Genomic DNA, 16,663 nt, shown 5'->3' on the forward strand with positions numbered 1-16,663 from the left:
CGCGAAGGACGTCATGACGCCCACGAAGACCTCCTCCCCGCCGAGGGCCGGCCGGCGCGAATGGCTGGGCCTGGGCATGCTGGCGCTGCCCGCCCTGCTGACCTCGATGGACCTCACCGTGCTGCACCTGGCCGCCCCCGCGATCAGCGCGGACCTGTGGCCCAGCGCGGCCCAGCTGCTGTGGATCGTCGACATCTACGGCTTCATGATCGCCGGGTTCCTGATCACCATGGGAACGCTGGGCGACCGCATCGGCCGCCGCCGGCTGCTGCTGATCGGCGCGGCCGCGTTCGGCGTGGCGTCGGTCATCGCGGCGTTCTCCACCAGCGCCGAGATGCTGATCGCCGCGCGGGCCCTGCTGGGCATCGCCGGTGCCACCCTCGCACCGTCCACCGTGGCGCTGATCCGCAACATGTTCCACGACCCGGCGCAGCGTTCCACCGCGATCTCGATCTGGTTCATGAGCTTCATGACCGGCTCGGCGATCGGGCCGCTGATCGGCGGCGCGCTGCTCGAGGTGGCGTGGTGGGGAGCGACGTTCCTGATCGGCGTGCCGGTGATGGCGCTGCTGCTGGTGTTCGGCCCCCGCGTGCTGCCGGAATACCGGGACCCGCGGCCCGGGCGCCTGGACCTGCCCGGCGCACTCACCGCCCTGACCGGCGTCCTGTGCACCCTGTACGGCCTCAAGCACGTCGCCGAGCACGGATTCGCCCTGCTGCCCGTGCTCGTGGGCGCCGCCGGCCTGCTCTTCGGGGTGCTGTTCGTGGTGCGGCAGCGGCGGGCGGCGGCCCCGCTCATCGACCTGAACCTGTTCCGGCTGCGTACGGCCAGCGTCTCGGTGCTCGCCCTGACCGTGGCGGCGGTCGCGGTCGGCGGGGTCGGCTACCTGAGCTCCCTCTACCTGCAGATGGTGGCCGGCCAGTCACCGATCATGGCCGGGGTGTGGATGGTGCCGCCGCTGCTGACCGGCATCCTCACGACGCTGGTGACCCCGGTGATCGGCCGGCGGGTGCGTCCCGGCGTCAAGATCGCCACCGGGCTGTCCGTCGGCGGGATCGGCTTGCTGGTGGTGACCCAGGTCCACGGCGCCACCGATCCGGGCTGGGTGATCGGCGGGCTGGTGCTGCTGTTCGGCGGCATCATGCCGGTGCTGGCGCTGGGGGTGGACGTCGTGGTGAGCGCCGCACCGCCGGAACGCACCGGGGCCGCGTCCGCAATCACCGAGACCGCCCAGGAGCTGGGCATCGCGCTGGGCATCGCGCTCCTGGGCAGCCTGTCCACCGCGGTCTACCGCCATCAGGTCTCCGGCCTGCTGCCGGAGTACGTCCCGGCGGAGGCGGCGGAGGCCGCGCAGTCCACCCTCGGCGGCGCCGGCGGGGTCGCCGATCAGTTGCCGGCCGGCTTCCTGGAGACGGCGGGCTTAGCCTTCACCGACGGCCTCCGGCTGACCGCGGCCGTCGGTGCCGTGCTGCTGCTGGCCACCGCCGCCGTCGCGGGCGTCGTCCTGCGCCACACCACGATCTCCGAACACCGTTAGAGAGCTGCCCGGACCGGGGTCTGCGCGACTCCGGTCCGGGCCGCAGTCCTGGCCCCGCACCGTGTGCCGAGCGGGCTGCCGCGCAAACTCAGCGCGCGACGGCCACCGGCGGCTCGCCCGTCTGCCAGATCAACCGGAAGGACAGCCGCTGCAACCGCCAGCCCTCGGCGGTGCGGCGGGCCTCGCCGTGCGCCGCGGTTCCGGTGGTGAACAGCGAGCCGGACGGCAACACCTGGGTGGAGATCAGGCTGGCCCGCAGGATGGCCCGGTCGCCGTCGAGGTCGACCACCGCCGGTGAGTTCAGGTGCTGGGTCCGGGTGAACTTCGCCATCGCCGCGCGGTGAAAACCGGCCAGCCCGGCACGGCCCTCATGGCGGCCCACCGGGAACTCCACCACCGCGTCCGCGGTGAACAGCGCCGCCGCCCAACGCTCGTCGCACCCGCCCTCGTCGAGCCCGGTGAGATAGCGGTCGAGCAGTGTGCCCACTTCGGTGCCGGGCGTCTGCATAATCGTCTCCCTGCCCTCGGTGACGTCGTCGATCGCAGGCTCGTTCATTACCGGTCCGTATTCAAGTCCGGGCGCACTCCTTGACCGTTCCTTGACATTCCTGACGCGATTCTGCGGGGGGTTGGCAAACAACTGACCCTTCCTGGAAAAGCCGGTATTGAACGGTCCTGCCGAAGTCGAGAAATATGGTTCCCGAAGCCGTTTTCCGCCGGCACAGTCGCGCATCGAGGAGGCCGAACTTGCGTAAGGTGCTCATCGCCAACCGCGGCGAGATCGCGGTTCGGGTGGCCCGGGCCTGCCGGGACACCGGGCGGATCGCCGTGGCCGTGTACGCCGATCCGGACCGCGACGCCCCGCACGTACGCGCCGCGGACGAGGCGTACGCCCTCGGCGGTGACACCCCGGCCACGAGTTACCTGGACATCGCCAAGCTGCTCGACGCCGCGGCCCGCGCGGACGCCGACGCGGTGCACCCGGGCTACGGCTTCCTGTCGGAGAACGCCGACTTCGCCCGCGCCGTCCTGGCGGCCGGACTGGTGTGGATCGGGCCGCCGCCGGCGGCGATCGACGCGCTGGGCGACAAGGTCACTGCCCGGCACATCGCACAGCGCGTGGGCGCACCCCTGGTGGTGGGCACCCCCGACCCGGTCGCCGGGCCGCAGGAGGCGGTCGCCTTCGCCGAGGAGCACGGCCTGCCGATCGCCATCAAGGCGGCGTTCGGCGGCGGCGGCCGCGGGCTGAAGGTGGCCCGGACCCTCGCCGAGATCCCGGATCTGTTCGCGTCGGCACAGCGGGAGGCGGTGACCGCCTTCGGCCGCGGCGAGTGTTTCGTCGAGCGGTACCTGGACCGTCCGCGGCACGTGGAGACGCAGTGCCTGGCCGACGCGCACGGCGCGGTCGTGGTGGTGTCCACCCGCGACTGCTCGCTCCAGCGCCGGCACCAGAAGCTGGTCGAGGAGGCGCCCGCGCCGTTCCTGACCGCCGGGCAGAACGCGCAGCTGTACGAGTCGTCCAAGGCGATCCTCCGGGCGGCCGGCTATGTCGGCGCGGGCACCTGCGAGTTCCTGGTCGCCGCCGACGGCACCATCTCGTTCCTCGAGGTCAACACCCGGTTGCAGGTCGAGCACCCGGTCACCGAGGAGGTCACCGGTCTCGACCTGGTCCGCGAGCAGTTCCGGATCGCCGAGGGCGAGCACCTCGGCTACCCGGACCCGCTGGTACGCGGCCACTCGATCGAGTTCCGGATCAACGCCGAGGACCCCGGCCGCGGGTTCCTGCCCGGTCCGGGCGTCGTCGGCGCGGTGGTCGTTCCCGGCGGTCCGGGCGTACGCCTCGACTCCGGCGCCGAGACCGGCACGGAGATCGGTCCGGCCTGGGACTCGATGCTGGCCAAGCTGATCGTCACCGGCTCCGACCGGGAACACGCGCTGCTCCGGGCCGCGCGCGCCCTGGCCGAGATGCGGGTGGACGGGCTGGCCACCACCCTGCCGTTCCACCGGGCCGTGGTCACCGATCCCGCCTTCACCGGCGCACCGTTCACGGTGCACACCCGGTGGATCGAAACGGAGTTCGCCGGCGGGCTGGCACCGTTCGACGGCGGAGCCGCGGACCCTCCGGTCGGCAGCGCGCGGGAGACCGTGGTGGTCGAGGTGGGCGGCAAACGCATCGAGGTGTCGCTGCCGTCCGAGCTGGGCGGGCCGGCGGCCCGGCCAGCGGCGAGCACCGCCCGGCCGGTCCGTGCCGCGAGCCGGCGGGCGGCCACCTCCGGTGACGCGGTCGTCACGCCGATGCAGGGAACGATCGTCAAGGTCGCCGTTCAGGACGGGCAGGCGGTCGCGGCCGGCGACGTGATCGTCGTTCTGGAGGCCATGAAGATGGAGCAGTCGCTGACCGCCCACAAAGCCGGCGCGATCGTCGGGCTGAATGCCGAAATCGGCCGCGTGGTAAACAGCGGAACCACTGTCTGCGACATCAAGGCGCTGCCGTGAAACGGCCCAAGAAAGGACAGTGACAATGCACAGTACGCTCATCGTCGCACGCATGGATCCGGCCGCCGGCCCCGATGTCGCCGCGCTTTTCGCGGATTTCGACACCACCGACATGCCGCATCGGATGGGGACCCGCCGGCGTCAGTTGTTCGCCTATCGCGGCCTGTATTTCCACCTCCAGGACTTCGCCGTCGACAACGGCGCCGAAGTGATCGAGCAGGCCAAGACCGACCCACGGTTCGTGCGGATCAGCGAGGACCTCAAGCCGCACATCGAGGCGTACGACCCGGCGACGTGGCGGTCCCCGGCGGATGCCATGGCGACCCGCTTCTACGACTGGACCGCCGCATGACCGGCCGCCGGGTCGTGATCACCGGCGTGGCCGTCCTGGCTCCGGGCGGGGTCGGTGCGAAGGCGTTCTGGGAACTGCTGGCCGACGGGCGCACCGCCACCCGGCGGATCACCTTCTTCGACCCGGAACCGTTCCGGTCGCGGGTCGCGGCCGAGATCGACTTCGATCCGGCGGAGCACGGGCTGACCCCGCAGGAGATCCGGCGGATGGACCGGGCCGCCCAGTTCGCCGTGGTGGCCGCCCGCGACGCGGTGGCGGACAGCGGGATCGAGATCAGCGAGATGGACACCTACCGGGCCGGTGTCACCATCGGCAGCGCGGTCGGCGCCACCATGGGCCTGGATGCCGAGTACCGCGTGGTCAGCGACGGCGGCCGCCTGCACCTGGTCGACCACACCTACGCGGTCCCGCACCTCTACAACTACCTCGTGCCCAGCTCGTTCTCGGCCGAGGTGGCCTGGGCGGTCGGCGCGCAGGGACCGAACACGGTGGTGTCGACCGGCTGCACCTCGGGCATCGACTCGGTCGGCTACGCGGCCGACCTGATCCGGGAGGGCTCGGCCGACGTCATGGTCGCCGGTTCGTCGGACGCGCCGATCTCCCCGATCACGCTGGCCTGTTTCGACGCGATCAAGGCGACCACGCCGCGGCACGACGATCCGGCGACCGCCTCGCGGCCGTTCGACGGCACCCGCAACGGGTTCGTCCTCGGCGAGGGGGCGGCGGTGTTCGTGCTGGAGGAGCTGGAGAGCGCCCGCCGTCGCGGCGCACAGGTGTACGCCGAGATCGCCGGCTACGCCACACGCAGCAACGCGTACCACATGACCGGGCTGCGGCCGGACGGCATCGAGATGGCGGAGGCCATCCGGGTGGCCCTCGACGAGGCCCGGCTGCCGGCCGAGGCGGTCGACTACATCAACGCCCACGGTTCCGGCACGAAGCAGAACGACCGGCACGAGACGGCGGCGTTCAAGCGCGGTCTCGGTGCGCACGCCTACGCGACACCGATCAGCTCGATCAAGTCGATGGTCGGGCACTCTCTCGGCGCCATCGGGTCCATCGAGATCGCCGCGTCGGTGCTGGCCATGAAGTACAACGTGGTGCCGCCCACCGCCAACCTGAACACCCCGGACCCGCAATGCGACCTCGACTATGTGCCGCGGTCGGCACGCGACCACGTCATCGACACCGTCCTGACGGTCGGCAGCGGCTTCGGTGGCTTCCAGAGCGCCATGGTGCTCACCCGCCCCGAACGGAGAACGGCATGACCCCGACCGTAGTCACCGGCCTGGGGGTGGTCGCCCCCACCGGACTCGGCGTCCGCGCGTACTGGGACGCGACCCGCAGCGGCAAGAGCGGCATCGCCCGGATCACCCGCTTCGCCCCGGAGCAGTATCCGGCCCGGCTGGCCGGGCAGATCCCCGGATTCGTCGCGGAGGCGCACCTGCCCAGCCGGCTGCTGCCGCAGACCGACCGGATGACCCGGCTGGCGCTGGTCGCAGCGGACTGGGCGCTCGCCGACGCCGGAATCGAGCCCCGGGACCTGCCCGAGTTCGACATGGGAGTGATCACGGCGAGCTTCGCCGGCGGGTTCGAGTTCGGCCAGGGCGAACTCGCGAGCCTGTGGGCAAAGGGCAGCCAGTACGTCACCGCGTACCAGTCTTTCGCCTGGTTCTACGCCGTCAACAGCGGCCAGATCTCGATCCGGCACGGCATGAAGGGCCCCAGCGGCGTCGTGGTCAGCGACCAGGCCGGCGGCCTGGACGCGGTGGCCCAGGCCCGGCGACAGATCCGCAAGGGCACCGCCCTGGTGGTGTCCGGCGCGGTCGACGCGACGATCTGCCCGTGGGGCTGGGTCGCCCTGCAGACCAGCAACCGGCTGAGCACCAGCGACGAGCCCGCACTCGCCTACCGCCCGTTCGACGAGGGCGCGGACGGCCACGTCCCCGGGGAGGGCGGTGCGATCCTGATCCTGGAGTCGGGCCCGGCCGCGAAGGCCCGCGGGGCGCGCATCTACGGCGAGATCGCGGGATACGCCGCCACCTTCGACCCGCCGCCGGGCAGTGGCCGGCCGTCCGCGCTGCGCAAGGCCGTCGAACTGGCACTCGCCGATGCCGGCGTGGCACCGCAGGACGTGGACGTCGTGTTCGCCGATGCCGCCGGCCAGCCCGATCTGGACCGGACCGAGGCGGAAGCGCTCGTCGCGGTCTTCGGCCCGCGCGGTGTGCCGGTGACCGCCCCGAAGACGATGACCGGCCGCCTCTACTCGGGCGGCGGCCCCCTGGACCTGGCGGCGGCCTTCCTCGCCATCGAGGAGGGCCTGATCCCGCCGACCGTGCACGTCGACCCCCGGCCCGAGCTCGGCTTGGACCTGGTGGTCGCCACCCCGCGCACCGCCGAGGTGCGTACCGCGCTGGTGATCGCCCGCGGGCAGGGCGGTTTCAACTCCGCCATGGTCGTGCGCGCCCCGCAGCCCTGACCCGTCCGACGAAGGAGAGAGAAACCCGTGACCGCACACCTGACGCTGGACGACCTCAAGCGGATCATGCGCGAGGTCGCCGGCGCGGACGAGACCGTCGACTTCGACGCCGACATCCTCGACACCACGTTCCTCGATCTCGGCTACGACTCGCTCGCCCTGCTGGAGACCGGCAGCCGGATCGAACGCGACTACGCCGTCGCCCTCGACGACGAGACGGTGACCGGCGCGGACACCCCGCGCGCCCTGCTCGGCGCGGTCAACTCCCAGCTTCCCGTCGCCTGAGCCTGCCGAAGGAGAACCACCATGACACAGACCACCCAGGACACCCGGCGCGTGGCCGTGGTGACCGGCGCGACCAGCGGCATCGGCCTGGCGGTCGCCCGGCTGCTGGCCGGACATGGCCATCGCGTGTTCATCGGGGCGCGCACCGCGGACGCGGTGAGCGAAACCGTCAAGAGGTTGTGCGACGAGGGCCTGGAGGTCGACGGCGCGACCGTCGACGTCCGGTCCGCCGCGGAGGTGACAACCTTCGTCGCCGCGGCCGTCGCCCGGTTCGGCCCGATCGACGTGCTGGTCAACAACGCCGGGCGCAGCGGCGGCGGGGTCACCGCCGAGCTCACCGACGAACTGTGGAACGACGTCGTCGAGACCAACCTGAACAGCGTCTTCCGGATGACCCGGGAGGTGCTCACCAACGGCGGCATGCGGACCCGCGACCGGGGCCGCATCGTCAACATCGCGTCGACCGCGGGCAAGCAGGGCGTCGTGCTGGGTGCGCCGTACTCGGCGTCCAAACACGGCGTGGTGGGCTTCACCAAGGCACTGGGCAACGAGCTGGCGCCGACCGGCATCACGGTCAACGCGGTCTGTCCCGGTTACGTGGAGACGCCGATGGCGCAGCGGGTCCGGCAGGGGTACGCCGCCGCGTACGACACCACCGAGGAGGCCATCCTCGCGAAGTTCCAGGCCAAGATCCCGCTCGGCCGGTACTCCACCCCGGAGGAGGTCGCCGGGCTGGTGGGCTATCTGACCTCGGACACGGCCGGGTCCATCACCGCGCAGGCGCTGAACGTCTGCGGCGGCCTCGGCAACTTCTGATCCGTCACCGCGTGAGGAGCATGCACATGTCCGAGTCGGGCCGGCGCGAAGTCGAGCACGAGATCGTCGTCTCCGCGCCCGCGGAGACCCTCTACCGGCTGATCGCCGAGGCGGAGGCCTGGCCGCAGGTCTTCCCGCCGACCATCCTCGTCGACCACCTGGAACGCGGCGAGCACACGGAGCGGATCCGGATCTGGGCCACCGCCAAGGGCGAGCCCAAGAACTGGACCTCGCGCCGCGAACTGGACCCCGCGGGGCTGCGGATCACCTTCCGGCAGGAGTCGTCGGCCCACCCGGTGGCGTCGATGGGCGGTACCTGGATCTTCGAGCCGTTGCCGGCCGGCCGCACCCGGGTACGCCTGCTGCACGACTACCGGGCGGCCGGCGACGACCCCAAGCACCTGGCGTGGATCGACGAGGCGGTGGACCGGAACTCCCGCTCCGAACTGGACTCGCTGAAAGAGATCGCGGAGAACGCCGCCACGACCGCGGAGCTGACCTTTTCGTTCACCGACACGGTGCACGTGGCCGGGTCGGCCAAGGACGTCTTCGACTTCATCAACGAGGCGCAGTTCTGGTCCGAGCGCCTGCCGCACGTCGCCACCGTCCGGCTCACCGAGGAGTCGCCCGGGCTGCAGACGCTGGAGATGGACACCCGCGCCAGGGACGGGTCCACGCACACGACGAAGTCGTACCGGGTGACCTTCTCGCCGCAGCGGATCGCGTACAAGCAGGTGACCCTGCCGGCCCTGATGAAGGTGCACACCGGGGTGTGGACGTTCACCGAGGACGACGCCGGCGTGTCCGCCTCCTCGCAGCACACCGTGGTGCTCAACACCGCGAACATCGCCCGGGTGCTCGGCCCGGACGCCGGGGTGGCCGAGGCCCGCGAGTACGTGCGCACCGCGCTGAGCACCAACAGCCGGGCCACCCTCGAGCACGCCAAGGCATACGCCGAGAAGAACCGCTGAGCGGCGTGGACACCCCGATCGCGGTGGTCGGTGCCGGCCCGGCCGGGCTGATGCTCGCTGCCGAGTTGCGCCTCGGCGGTGCGCAGGTGACGGTGCTGGAACGGCGGGACCGGCCGGCCACCGAGTCGCGGGCGTCCACGCTGCACGCCCGCACCATGGAGATCCTGGCCAGCCGCGGTCTCCGGGAGTTGTTCGGCGAGCTGCCGTGCGAGCCGCGCGGACATTTCGGCGGCATACCGATGGACCTGACCCTGCCCTCGGACTTCCCGGGTCAGTGGAAGGTCCCGCAGACCCGGACCGAGGCGCTGCTGGCCGACCGGGCCCGGAGCCTCGGCGCGGAGGTGCGCCGGGGCTGGACGGTGCGCGGCGTGACCGCGGCCGGCGACCACGTGCGGGTCACCGCCGACACCGCCCGGGGGCCGCGGGAACTGCGCGCCGCGTACGTGGTGGCCTGCGACGGCCAGGACAGCACCGTGCGGACGCTGCTGGGCGCGGACTTCCCGGGGCGGCCGGCCCGGCGCGAGATGCTGCGCGCCGACGTCGGCGGCATCGACGTGCCGAACCGGCGTTTCGAGCGCCGGGAGCGGGGCATGGTGGTCGCCGCCCGCAACCCCGCCGGGGTCACCCGGGTGATGGTGCACGAATTCGGCCGCCCGGTGCGCGCCGGCCGGGAGCCGGACTTCGGCGACGTCGTCGACGCCTGGAAGCGGGTCACCGGCGAGGACCTGAGCGGCGGTGACCCGCTGTGGGTCAACGCGTTCGACGACACCGACCGCCAGCTGGCCCGGTACCGGCACGGCCGGGTGCTGTTCGCCGGGGATGCCGCCCACGTGCAGATGCCGATCGGTGGCCAGGCGCTCAACCTCGGCCTGCAGGACGCCGTCAACCTCGGCTGGAAACTGGCCGCCGTGGCCGGCGGGCGGGTCCCGGCCGACCTGCTCGACACGTACCACGACGAGCGGCACGCCGCCGGCCGCCAGGTGCTTGCCAACATCCGGGCGCAGGCGGAACTGCTGCTCGGCACCGCCGCGGTCGAACCGGTCCGCGCCGTGGTCGCCGCCCTGCTCGCCGCCGAGCCCAATCGGGTGCGGCTGGCCGGGGTGGTCAGCGGTCTGGGACTGCGGTACCCGGCCGGCCCGGACGATCACCCGGCCGTCGGCACCCGGCTGCCCGGCGTGGATCTGCACGACGGGCGCGGTCTGCTGGTGGCCGCGCCCTCGACGGCCCGCGACGCGATCGCCGCCGGTTGGCGCGGCCGGGTCCGTACCGCGTCCGGGCCGGTACCGGCGACCGGCACCACCGCCGCGCTGATCCGCCCGGACGGTCACCTCGCCTGGGCCGGCACCGATCCCACCGCGGCCCGCCCGGCGCTCACCCGCTGGTTCGGTCCTATCGATCGCAGAGAGAAGGAACTGTCGTGACCATTGACGTGATCGTCGTCGGCGCCGGACCGACCGGGCTGATGCTCGCCGGCGAACTGCGCCTCGGCGGGGCCCGGGTGGTGGTGGTCGAGCAGTTGGCCGCACCCACCGGCCAGTCCCGCGGCCTGGGCTTCACCGCCCGCACCATGGAGACCTTCGACCAGCGCGGCATCCTGCCGCTCTTCGGCGACCTGGAGAAGAGCCCGATGGGGCACTTCGGCGGGGTGCAGTTCGACTACACCGTGCTGGCGGACGCCCACTTCGGCGCGCGCGGCGTACCGCAGTCGAAAACCGAGGCGGTGCTGGCGGAGTGGGCGACCGGCCTGGGTGCCGAGATCCGCCGCGGCTGGGAGCTGCGCGAGCTGATCGACGACGGCGACGGGGTGCAGATCACCGCCGCCACCCCGGACGGCGAACAGCGGCTGCGGGCCGCGTACCTGGTGGGCTGTGACGGCGGTGGCAGCACCGTCCGCAAGCTGGCCGGTATCGCCTTCCCGGGCACGTCCGCCACCCGGGGGATGTACCTCGCCGACGTCGTCGGGTGCGACCTGCGGCCCCGGTTCCTCGGCGAGAAGCTGGCCGGCGGCATGGTGATGGCCGCGCCGCTGGCGCCGGGCGTCGACCGCATCATCGTCTGCGAGGACGGCACCCCCGCCGTGGACCGTGCCGAGGAACGAACCTTCACCGAGGTCGCCGACGCCTGGCAGCGCATCACCGGGGAGTCGATCCACCACGGCTCGGCCGACTGGGTGAGCTCCTTCACCGACGCGACCCGGCAGGCCGCCGAGTACCGGCGGGGACGGGTGCTGCTGGCCGGCGACGCCGCGCACGTGCACCTTCCGGCCGGTGGCCAGGGCCTGAGCACCGGGGTACTGGACGCGGTCAACCTGGGCTGGAAGCTGGCCGCCGTGATTCGCGGCTGGGCGCCCGCCGACCTGCTGGACACCTACCACGGCGAGCGGCACCCGGCCGGCGCCCGGCTGCTGATGAACACCCGGGCCCAGGGCACGATCTTCCTCGGCGGCCCGGAGGCCGATCCGCTGCGCGAACTGTTCCGCGAGCTGATCACCGCCGACGACACCAAGCGGCTGCTCGCCGGCATCGTCAGCGGGCTGGACATCCGGTACGACGTCGGCACCGGCGACCATCCGCTTCTCGGCCGCCGGATCCCACCGCGCCGGCTGACCACGGCGTCCGGCCCGACCGGCACCGCGGACCTGCTGCACCGGGGCCGCGGCGTCCTGCTCGACCTGGCCGACGACGCCGGCATCCGCGGCGTCGCGGCCGGCTGGCCGGACCGGGTGACCGCGGTGACCGCGGCGGAGGACGGTTCCACCTCGCTCGGCCGGCAGACGTTGCTGGTGCGCCCGGACGGCTATGTGGCCTGGGCCGGCGACGATCCCAAGGAGCTGGACACGGCGCTGCGGCGGTGGTTCGGGGCGCCGCTGGACGCCGGATCATGACGGCGGCGGCCACCACCGCGCCGGCGGTCCGTCCGATCCTGCTCGACGTCGCGGGCGTGCCGCTGTCCGGCCTCGTCGGTGAGCCGGCGGAACCGCCCCGCGGCACGATCCTGGCGCTGCACGGCTCCGGGATGAGCGCCGGCTACTTCCACGGGCCGGCCGGACCCGGCCTCTCCCTGCTGACGCTGGGCGTCCACCTGGGCTTCACCGTGCTGGCCCTGGACCGCCCGGGCTATCGCGGGTCGGCCGCCCGGCTGCCGGACGGCCAGTCCCTGCAGGACCAGGCGGCGACCGTCGCGGCGGCGGTGCACGAGTTCACCGCCGACCGACCGCTCGGTGCCGGGCTGCTGGTGGTCGCGCACTCGTTCGGCGGCAAGCTGGCGCTCGCGCTGGCCGCCGGCGGGCACCTGCCGCAGCTGCTCGGCCTGGACATCTCGGGGTGCGGACACCGGTACGCGGTTCCGGACGAGGACCTGCCGCGGCCCGGTGCCGGCGGCCGGCGGGTGGCGAGTTGGGGGCCGCTGCGGTGCTACCCGCCGGACACCTTCGCCACCAGCCAGCGGTTGCTGGCGCCGCTGCCCGCCCGGGAGGCCACCGACATGGCCCGCTGGCCGCAACTGTTCCATCGGCTGGCACCGGCCGTCCGGGTGCCGGTACGGATCACCTTCGCCGAGCACGAGCGGTGGTGGCGCCACGATCCGGAGGCGCTCGCGGAGTTGCGGACGGCGCTGGCGGCCGCTCCCCGGGTGCAGGTGGACCGGCAGCCGCACGCCGGTCACAACATCAGCCTCGGGTGGGCGGCTCGCGCGTACCACCTCAAGGTTCTTGGTTTTGCCGAGGAACTGATCGCGGCCGGGGAGGCGGGATGACGACGGTCGACGACCTGGCGGAGGTCAAGCGGCAGGCGCAGGACGGGCCGGATGCCGCGGCCACCGAACGTCAGCACGCGAAGGGCAAGCTGACCGCGCGGGAACGCATCGAGCTGCTGCTGGACAAGGGTTCGTTCAGTGAGCTGGAACCGCTGCGACGGCACCGGGCCACCGGGTTCGGGCTGGAGGCCAAGCGGCCGTACACCGACGGCGTGGTGACCGGCTGGGGCACGGTGCACGGCCGTCCGGTGTTCGTCTACGCGCACGATTTCCGGATCTTCGGGGGCGCGCTGGGCGAGGCCCACGCCGAGAAGATCCACAAGATCATGGACCTGGCGATCACCGCCGGCGCGCCGCTGGTGTCGCTGAACGACGGGGCCGGCGCCCGGATCCAGGAGGGTGTGGTCGCGCTCGCCGGCTACGGTGGCATCTTCCAGCGCAACACCCGGGCCTCCGGCGTCATCCCGCAGATCAGCGTGATGCTCGGTCCGTGCGCCGGCGGTGCCGCCTACTCCCCCGCGCTCACCGACTTCGTGTTCATGGTCCGGAACACCTCGCAGATGTTCATCACCGGGCCGGACGTGGTCGCCGCGGTCACCGGCGCGAAGGTCACCCAGGACGAGCTGGGCGGGGCCGACGTCCACGGCGGACGGTCGGGGGTGGCCCATTTCGTCCACGACGACGAGCAGTCGTGCCTGGCAGATGTCCGGTACCTGCTCTCGCTGCTGCCCGCCAACAACCGGGAGCTACCGCCGGCCGAGCGGTCCGGCGACCCGGACGACCGCCGGTGTTCCGCCCTGAGCGACCTGGTTCCGGCCGACGGCACCCGCCCGTACGACGTCGGCGCGGTGCTCGCCGAGATCGCCGACCACGGCCAGTACCTGGAGGTGCACGAGGGCTGGGCGGCGAACGTGGTGGTGGCGCTGGCCCGCCTCGACGGCCAGGTGGTCGGTTTCGTGGCCAACCAGCCGCAGTCCTCGGCCGGGGTGCTGGACATCCACGCCAGCGAGAAGGCCGCGCGGTTCGTGCAGTTCTGCGACGCGTTCAACATCCCGCTGGTCACCCTGCTCGACGTGCCCGGCTTCCTGCCCGGGGTGGACCAGGAGCACGGCGGCATCATCCGGCACGGCGCCAAGCTGCTGTACGCCTACTGCAACGCCAGTGTGCCGCGGATCTCGCTGGTGCTGCGCAAGGCCTACGGCGGCGCGTACATCGTGATGGACTCCCGCAGCGTCGGCGCCGATCTGTCCTACGCCTGGCCCACCAACGAGATCGCGGTGATGGGTGCCGAGGGTGCCGCGAACGTCATCTTCCGCCGCCAGATCGCCGCGGCCGACGACCCCGAGGCGACGTACGCCGAGCTGGTCCGGCAGTACCGCGAGGAGCTCATGCACCCGTACTACGCGGCGGAGCGCGGCCTGATCGACGACGTCATCGACCCCGCGGACACCCGCGCGGTGCTGATCCGGGCGCTGCGCATGCTGCACACCAAGCACGCCGACCTGCCCGCCCGCAAGCACGGCAACCCGCCCCAATAGACCCGTTACACCAGACCCCGCCCCACCAGATCGGAGGCACCGATGAATCCGCTCTACCAGGTCACCAGCGGACGGCTGACGCCGGACGAAATCGTCGCCCTGACCGTCGTGCTGATGGCCCGCGCCGGCGATGCCGCACCGGCGCGCGCGCCGCGGCGCCGGCCCGGTCCCCGCTGGCGGCGTCTCGGACCGGCCAGCGGCTACCTCAGCCCGGTCAGCTGGCGCTGACCGGACCCTATTGAAAGGCGGGACGATGCAACGCCTGTTCACCTCCGAATCCGTCACCGAGGGCCACCCCGACAAGATCGCCGATCAGATCAGCGACGGTGTCCTGGACGCGCTCCTCTCCCAGGACCCGCACAGCCGCGTCGCGGTCGAGACGCTGATCACCACCGGGCAGGTGCACGTCGCCGGCGAGGTGACCACCCGGGCGTACGCCGACATCCCGGCGATCGTCCGCGAGACCGTCCTGGACATCGGCTACGACGCGTCGCAGAAGGGCTTCGACGGCGCGTCGTGCGGGGTCAGCGTGTCCATCGGCGCCCAGTCACCGGACATCGCCCGGGGTGTCGACCGCGCCCTGGAGAGCGGCACCGGCCATCTGCTGGACGCCCAGGGCGCCGGCGACCAGGGCATGATGTTCGGCTTCGCCTGCTCGGAGACGCCGGAACTGATGCCGCTGCCGATCGCCCTGGCGCACCGGCTGGCCCGGCGCCTCGCCGCCGTCCGCCGGGACCGCGCCCTGCCCTACCTGCGCCCGGACGGCAAGACCCAGGTCACGGTCGAGTACGCGGGCCTGCGCCCGGTCCGCCTCGACACGGTCGTGGTGTCCACCCAGCACGCCCGCGACGTCTCCCTGGACGGGCTGCTCGCCCCGCAGATCCGGGAGCAGGTGGTGGAGACCGAGCTCGCCGGGCTCGGCCTGGACACCGCGGGGTACCGGCTGCTGGTCAACCCGACCGGCCGGTTCGAGATCGGCGGTCCGATGGGCGACGCCGGGCTCACCGGACGAAAGATCATCGTGGACACCTACGGGGGCTACGCCCGGCACGGCGGCGGGGCGTTCTCCGGCAAGGACCCGTCCAAGGTGGACCGGTCCGCGGCGTACGCGATGCGCTGGGTGGCCAAGAACGTCGTCGCCGCGGGCCTTGCGGAGCGCTGCGAGACACAGGTCGCGTACGCGATCGGCAAGGCCCGCCCGGTGTCGCTGTCCGTCGAGACCTTCGGCACCGAGAACGTGCCCGTCGAGCGCATCGAGAAGGCCATCACCGAGGTCTTCGACCTGCGCCCGGCCGCGATCGTCCGGGACCTCGACCTGCTGCGCCCGATCTACCGGCAGACCGCGGCCTACGGGCACTTCGGCCGCGAACTGCCGGACCTGCTCTGGGAGAGCACCGACCGCGCCCAGGACCTGAAGAATGCCGCCGCCTGATCGTCAGGGGAACCGGTACGAGCCGACCTCCTCCATCTGCGTCACCTCGGGCGGCTCCGCGCACCGCCCCTCCAGCCCGGCCCGGTAGCGCCCGAACGCCTCGATCTGCCGCAGCATCCCCGGCCCCTGCGGCAGGTCGACCACGTCGATGAAGGTCACCCCGTCCGCCAGCCGGTAGGTCGCGTAGCGCAGGCCGTCGATCTCGGCCGAGGCCAGTTCGTCATAGACCTCGCGCAGCATCGCCAGTTCCTGGCCGACCTGATCCTCGAGAACCTTCCACCGCACCATCACCTGCACGACTTGCCCTCCGTGGCGTCGACAACATTCGTACGACAGCTTGTATTCGGAAATACATGGCGTCAAGTGAACGCTAGGATCGGCACCGTGGCCCCCCGTCCCTACCGACAGCGCCTGCGGGCCGAATCCACCCTCGACACCCGGCGCCGGATCATCGACGCCGTCCTCGAGCAGCTCCGCCACGCCCCCACCGAGCCCGTCACCCTCGACCGGGTGGCCCAGCGCGCCCGGGTCGCGCGCCCGACGATCTACACGACGTTCGGGTCGCGCGCCGGCCTCTTCGACGCGGTCGGCGCCGACCTGCTGCACCGTGCCGGGCTGGCCGGCGTGCTGGCCGCCGCGGAGCATCCGGACGCCCGGGCCGGGTTGCGCGCGACCGTGCACGCGGTGGTCACCCTCTACGCCGCCCATCACGACGTGTTCCGCCCGCTGTACGCGATGGCCCGCCTCGACCCGTCCACCATGGCCGGCGCCGTCCAGCGGATGGAGAACGGCCGCGCCGCGGGGATGGCCGAGCTGTGCGACCGGCTGGCCGCGCAGCACCTGCTCCGGCCCGGGCTCACCCCGGCGGCGGCGGCCCACCTGCTGTGGCTGGTGACCAGCTTCGAGACCTTCGACCTGCTGCACACCGGCCGCGACCTGCCGGTGCCGGTCACGGCAGACCTGCTGACCGGCACCGCCGAGCAAACCCTGTGCGGGACGTGAAT

The 16,663-nt window shown here is 72.5% G+C and carries 17 protein-coding genes; 15 read left to right on the forward strand and 2 right to left on the reverse strand.

What is annotated here, in order from left to right:
- The first annotated feature begins 13 nt into the window (after positions 1-13).
- A complete protein-coding gene (locus tag Ari01nite_RS02140; RefSeq protein ID WP_203778817.1) occupies positions 14-1,537 on the forward strand; it encodes an MFS transporter in 1,524 nt (507 codons plus the stop codon).
- Positions 1,538-1,625: 88 nt separating this feature from the next.
- Here the strand turns inward: Ari01nite_RS02140 and Ari01nite_RS02145 are convergent, their stop codons facing one another.
- Positions 1,626-2,093, reverse strand: coding sequence for a nuclear transport factor 2 family protein (locus Ari01nite_RS02145; RefSeq protein WP_203778818.1), 468 nt, complete (start codon positions 2,091-2,093; stop codon positions 1,626-1,628).
- 191 nt (positions 2,094-2,284) lie between these two features.
- On the opposite strand from Ari01nite_RS02145, the gene Ari01nite_RS02150 reads away from it, so the two are divergent.
- From Ari01nite_RS02150 to metK, 13 genes are read left to right on the forward strand one after another with little or no spacing between them, the layout of a single operon-like run.
- Complete coding sequence (locus Ari01nite_RS02150; protein WP_203778819.1) at positions 2,285-4,033, forward strand: acetyl/propionyl/methylcrotonyl-CoA carboxylase subunit alpha; 1,749 nt, start codon at positions 2,285-2,287, stop codon at positions 4,031-4,033.
- 25 nt (positions 4,034-4,058) lie between these two features.
- Positions 4,059-4,385, forward strand: coding sequence for a TcmI family type II polyketide cyclase (locus tag Ari01nite_RS02155; protein ID WP_203778820.1), 327 nt, complete (start codon positions 4,059-4,061; stop codon positions 4,383-4,385).
- Positions 4,382-5,653: a beta-ketoacyl-[acyl-carrier-protein] synthase family protein gene (locus Ari01nite_RS02160; RefSeq protein WP_203778821.1), complete on the forward strand. Its 1,272-nt coding sequence runs from the start codon at positions 4,382-4,384 to the stop codon at positions 5,651-5,653. The genes Ari01nite_RS02155 and Ari01nite_RS02160 overlap by 4 nt, the downstream gene beginning before the upstream one ends.
- Positions 5,650-6,864 (forward strand): ketosynthase chain-length factor, encoded by a 1,215-nt coding sequence (locus tag Ari01nite_RS02165; RefSeq protein WP_203778822.1) that lies wholly within the window; start codon positions 5,650-5,652, stop codon positions 6,862-6,864. Before Ari01nite_RS02160 ends, Ari01nite_RS02165 begins: the two co-directional genes overlap by 4 nt.
- 27 nt (positions 6,865-6,891) lie before the next feature.
- Entirely contained in the window at positions 6,892-7,149 is a 258-nt protein-coding gene (locus tag Ari01nite_RS02170) for an acyl carrier protein (RefSeq protein ID WP_275410815.1), read from the forward strand.
- A 21-nt stretch (positions 7,150-7,170) separates the two neighbouring features.
- Complete coding sequence (gene fabG / locus Ari01nite_RS02175) at positions 7,171-7,965, forward strand: 3-oxoacyl-ACP reductase FabG (RefSeq protein WP_203778823.1); 795 nt, start codon at positions 7,171-7,173, stop codon at positions 7,963-7,965.
- Between the two features lie 20 nt (positions 7,966-7,985).
- Positions 7,986-8,936: an aromatase/cyclase gene (locus Ari01nite_RS02180; RefSeq protein WP_203778824.1), complete on the forward strand. Its 951-nt coding sequence runs from the start codon at positions 7,986-7,988 to the stop codon at positions 8,934-8,936.
- A 5-nt stretch (positions 8,937-8,941) separates the two neighbouring features.
- Positions 8,942-10,357, forward strand: a complete 1,416-nt coding sequence (locus tag Ari01nite_RS02185; RefSeq protein ID WP_239162417.1) for an FAD-dependent oxidoreductase — start codon at positions 8,942-8,944, stop codon at positions 10,355-10,357.
- Positions 10,354-11,820 (forward strand): FAD-dependent monooxygenase, encoded by a 1,467-nt coding sequence (locus tag Ari01nite_RS02190; protein WP_203778825.1) that lies wholly within the window; start codon positions 10,354-10,356, stop codon positions 11,818-11,820. Before Ari01nite_RS02185 ends, Ari01nite_RS02190 begins: the two co-directional genes overlap by 4 nt.
- Positions 11,817-12,689, forward strand: a complete 873-nt coding sequence (locus Ari01nite_RS02195) for an alpha/beta hydrolase (RefSeq protein ID WP_203778826.1) — start codon at positions 11,817-11,819, stop codon at positions 12,687-12,689. Before Ari01nite_RS02190 ends, Ari01nite_RS02195 begins: the two co-directional genes overlap by 4 nt.
- The gene (locus Ari01nite_RS02200) at positions 12,686-14,227 is read left to right on the forward strand and encodes an acyl-CoA carboxylase subunit beta (RefSeq protein WP_203778827.1); all 1,542 of its coding nucleotides are present in this window, start codon (positions 12,686-12,688) and stop codon (positions 14,225-14,227) included. Before Ari01nite_RS02195 ends, Ari01nite_RS02200 begins: the two co-directional genes overlap by 4 nt.
- A gap of 42 nt (positions 14,228-14,269) precedes the next feature.
- Complete coding sequence (locus tag Ari01nite_RS02205) at positions 14,270-14,455, forward strand: acyl-CoA carboxylase subunit epsilon (RefSeq protein ID WP_203778828.1); 186 nt, start codon at positions 14,270-14,272, stop codon at positions 14,453-14,455.
- A 25-nt stretch (positions 14,456-14,480) separates the two neighbouring features.
- On the forward strand, positions 14,481-15,659 hold the full coding sequence (gene metK, locus Ari01nite_RS02210) for a methionine adenosyltransferase (RefSeq protein WP_203778829.1): 1,179 nt from the start codon (positions 14,481-14,483) through the stop codon (positions 15,657-15,659).
- 3 nt (positions 15,660-15,662) lie between these two features.
- Here the strand turns inward: metK and Ari01nite_RS02215 are convergent, their stop codons facing one another.
- Positions 15,663-15,956: a hypothetical protein gene (locus Ari01nite_RS02215; protein ID WP_203778830.1), complete on the reverse strand. Its 294-nt coding sequence runs from the start codon at positions 15,954-15,956 to the stop codon at positions 15,663-15,665.
- An 87-nt stretch (positions 15,957-16,043) separates the two neighbouring features.
- Between Ari01nite_RS02215 and Ari01nite_RS02220 the strand changes: the two genes are divergently transcribed.
- Entirely contained in the window at positions 16,044-16,661 is a 618-nt protein-coding gene (locus Ari01nite_RS02220; protein ID WP_203778831.1) for a TetR/AcrR family transcriptional regulator, read from the forward strand.
- The last annotated feature ends 2 nt before the right edge of the window (positions 16,662-16,663 follow it).

It is taken from the genome of Paractinoplanes rishiriensis (assembly GCF_016862375.1).
GTDB lineage: Bacteria > Actinomycetota > Actinomycetes > Mycobacteriales > Micromonosporaceae > Actinoplanes > Actinoplanes rishiriensis.

What these genes read in the sequence shown, in the direction of transcription:
- Ari01nite_RS02140 (WP_203778817.1), top strand. Translation starts at nt 14, where the DNA reads ATGACGCCCACGAAGACCTCCTCCCCGCCGAGGGCCGGCCGGCGCGAA.
- Ari01nite_RS02145 (WP_203778818.1), bottom strand. Translation starts at nt 2,093, where the DNA reads ATGAACGAGCCTGCGATCGACGACGTCACCGAGGGCAGGGAGACGATT.
- Ari01nite_RS02155 (WP_203778820.1), top strand. Translation starts at nt 4,059, where the DNA reads ATGCACAGTACGCTCATCGTCGCACGCATGGATCCGGCCGCCGGCCCC.
- Ari01nite_RS02160 (WP_203778821.1), top strand. Translation starts at nt 4,382, where the DNA reads ATGACCGGCCGCCGGGTCGTGATCACCGGCGTGGCCGTCCTGGCTCCG.
- Ari01nite_RS02165 (WP_203778822.1), top strand. Translation starts at nt 5,650, where the DNA reads ATGACCCCGACCGTAGTCACCGGCCTGGGGGTGGTCGCCCCCACCGGA.
- fabG (WP_203778823.1), top strand. Translation starts at nt 7,171, where the DNA reads ATGACACAGACCACCCAGGACACCCGGCGCGTGGCCGTGGTGACCGGC.
- Ari01nite_RS02180 (WP_203778824.1), top strand. Translation starts at nt 7,986, where the DNA reads ATGCACATGTCCGAGTCGGGCCGGCGCGAAGTCGAGCACGAGATCGTC.
- Ari01nite_RS02195 (WP_203778826.1), top strand. Translation starts at nt 11,817, where the DNA reads ATGACGGCGGCGGCCACCACCGCGCCGGCGGTCCGTCCGATCCTGCTC.
- Ari01nite_RS02200 (WP_203778827.1), top strand. Translation starts at nt 12,686, where the DNA reads ATGACGACGGTCGACGACCTGGCGGAGGTCAAGCGGCAGGCGCAGGAC.
- Ari01nite_RS02205 (WP_203778828.1), top strand. Translation starts at nt 14,270, where the DNA reads ATGAATCCGCTCTACCAGGTCACCAGCGGACGGCTGACGCCGGACGAA.
- metK (WP_203778829.1), top strand. Translation starts at nt 14,481, where the DNA reads ATGCAACGCCTGTTCACCTCCGAATCCGTCACCGAGGGCCACCCCGAC.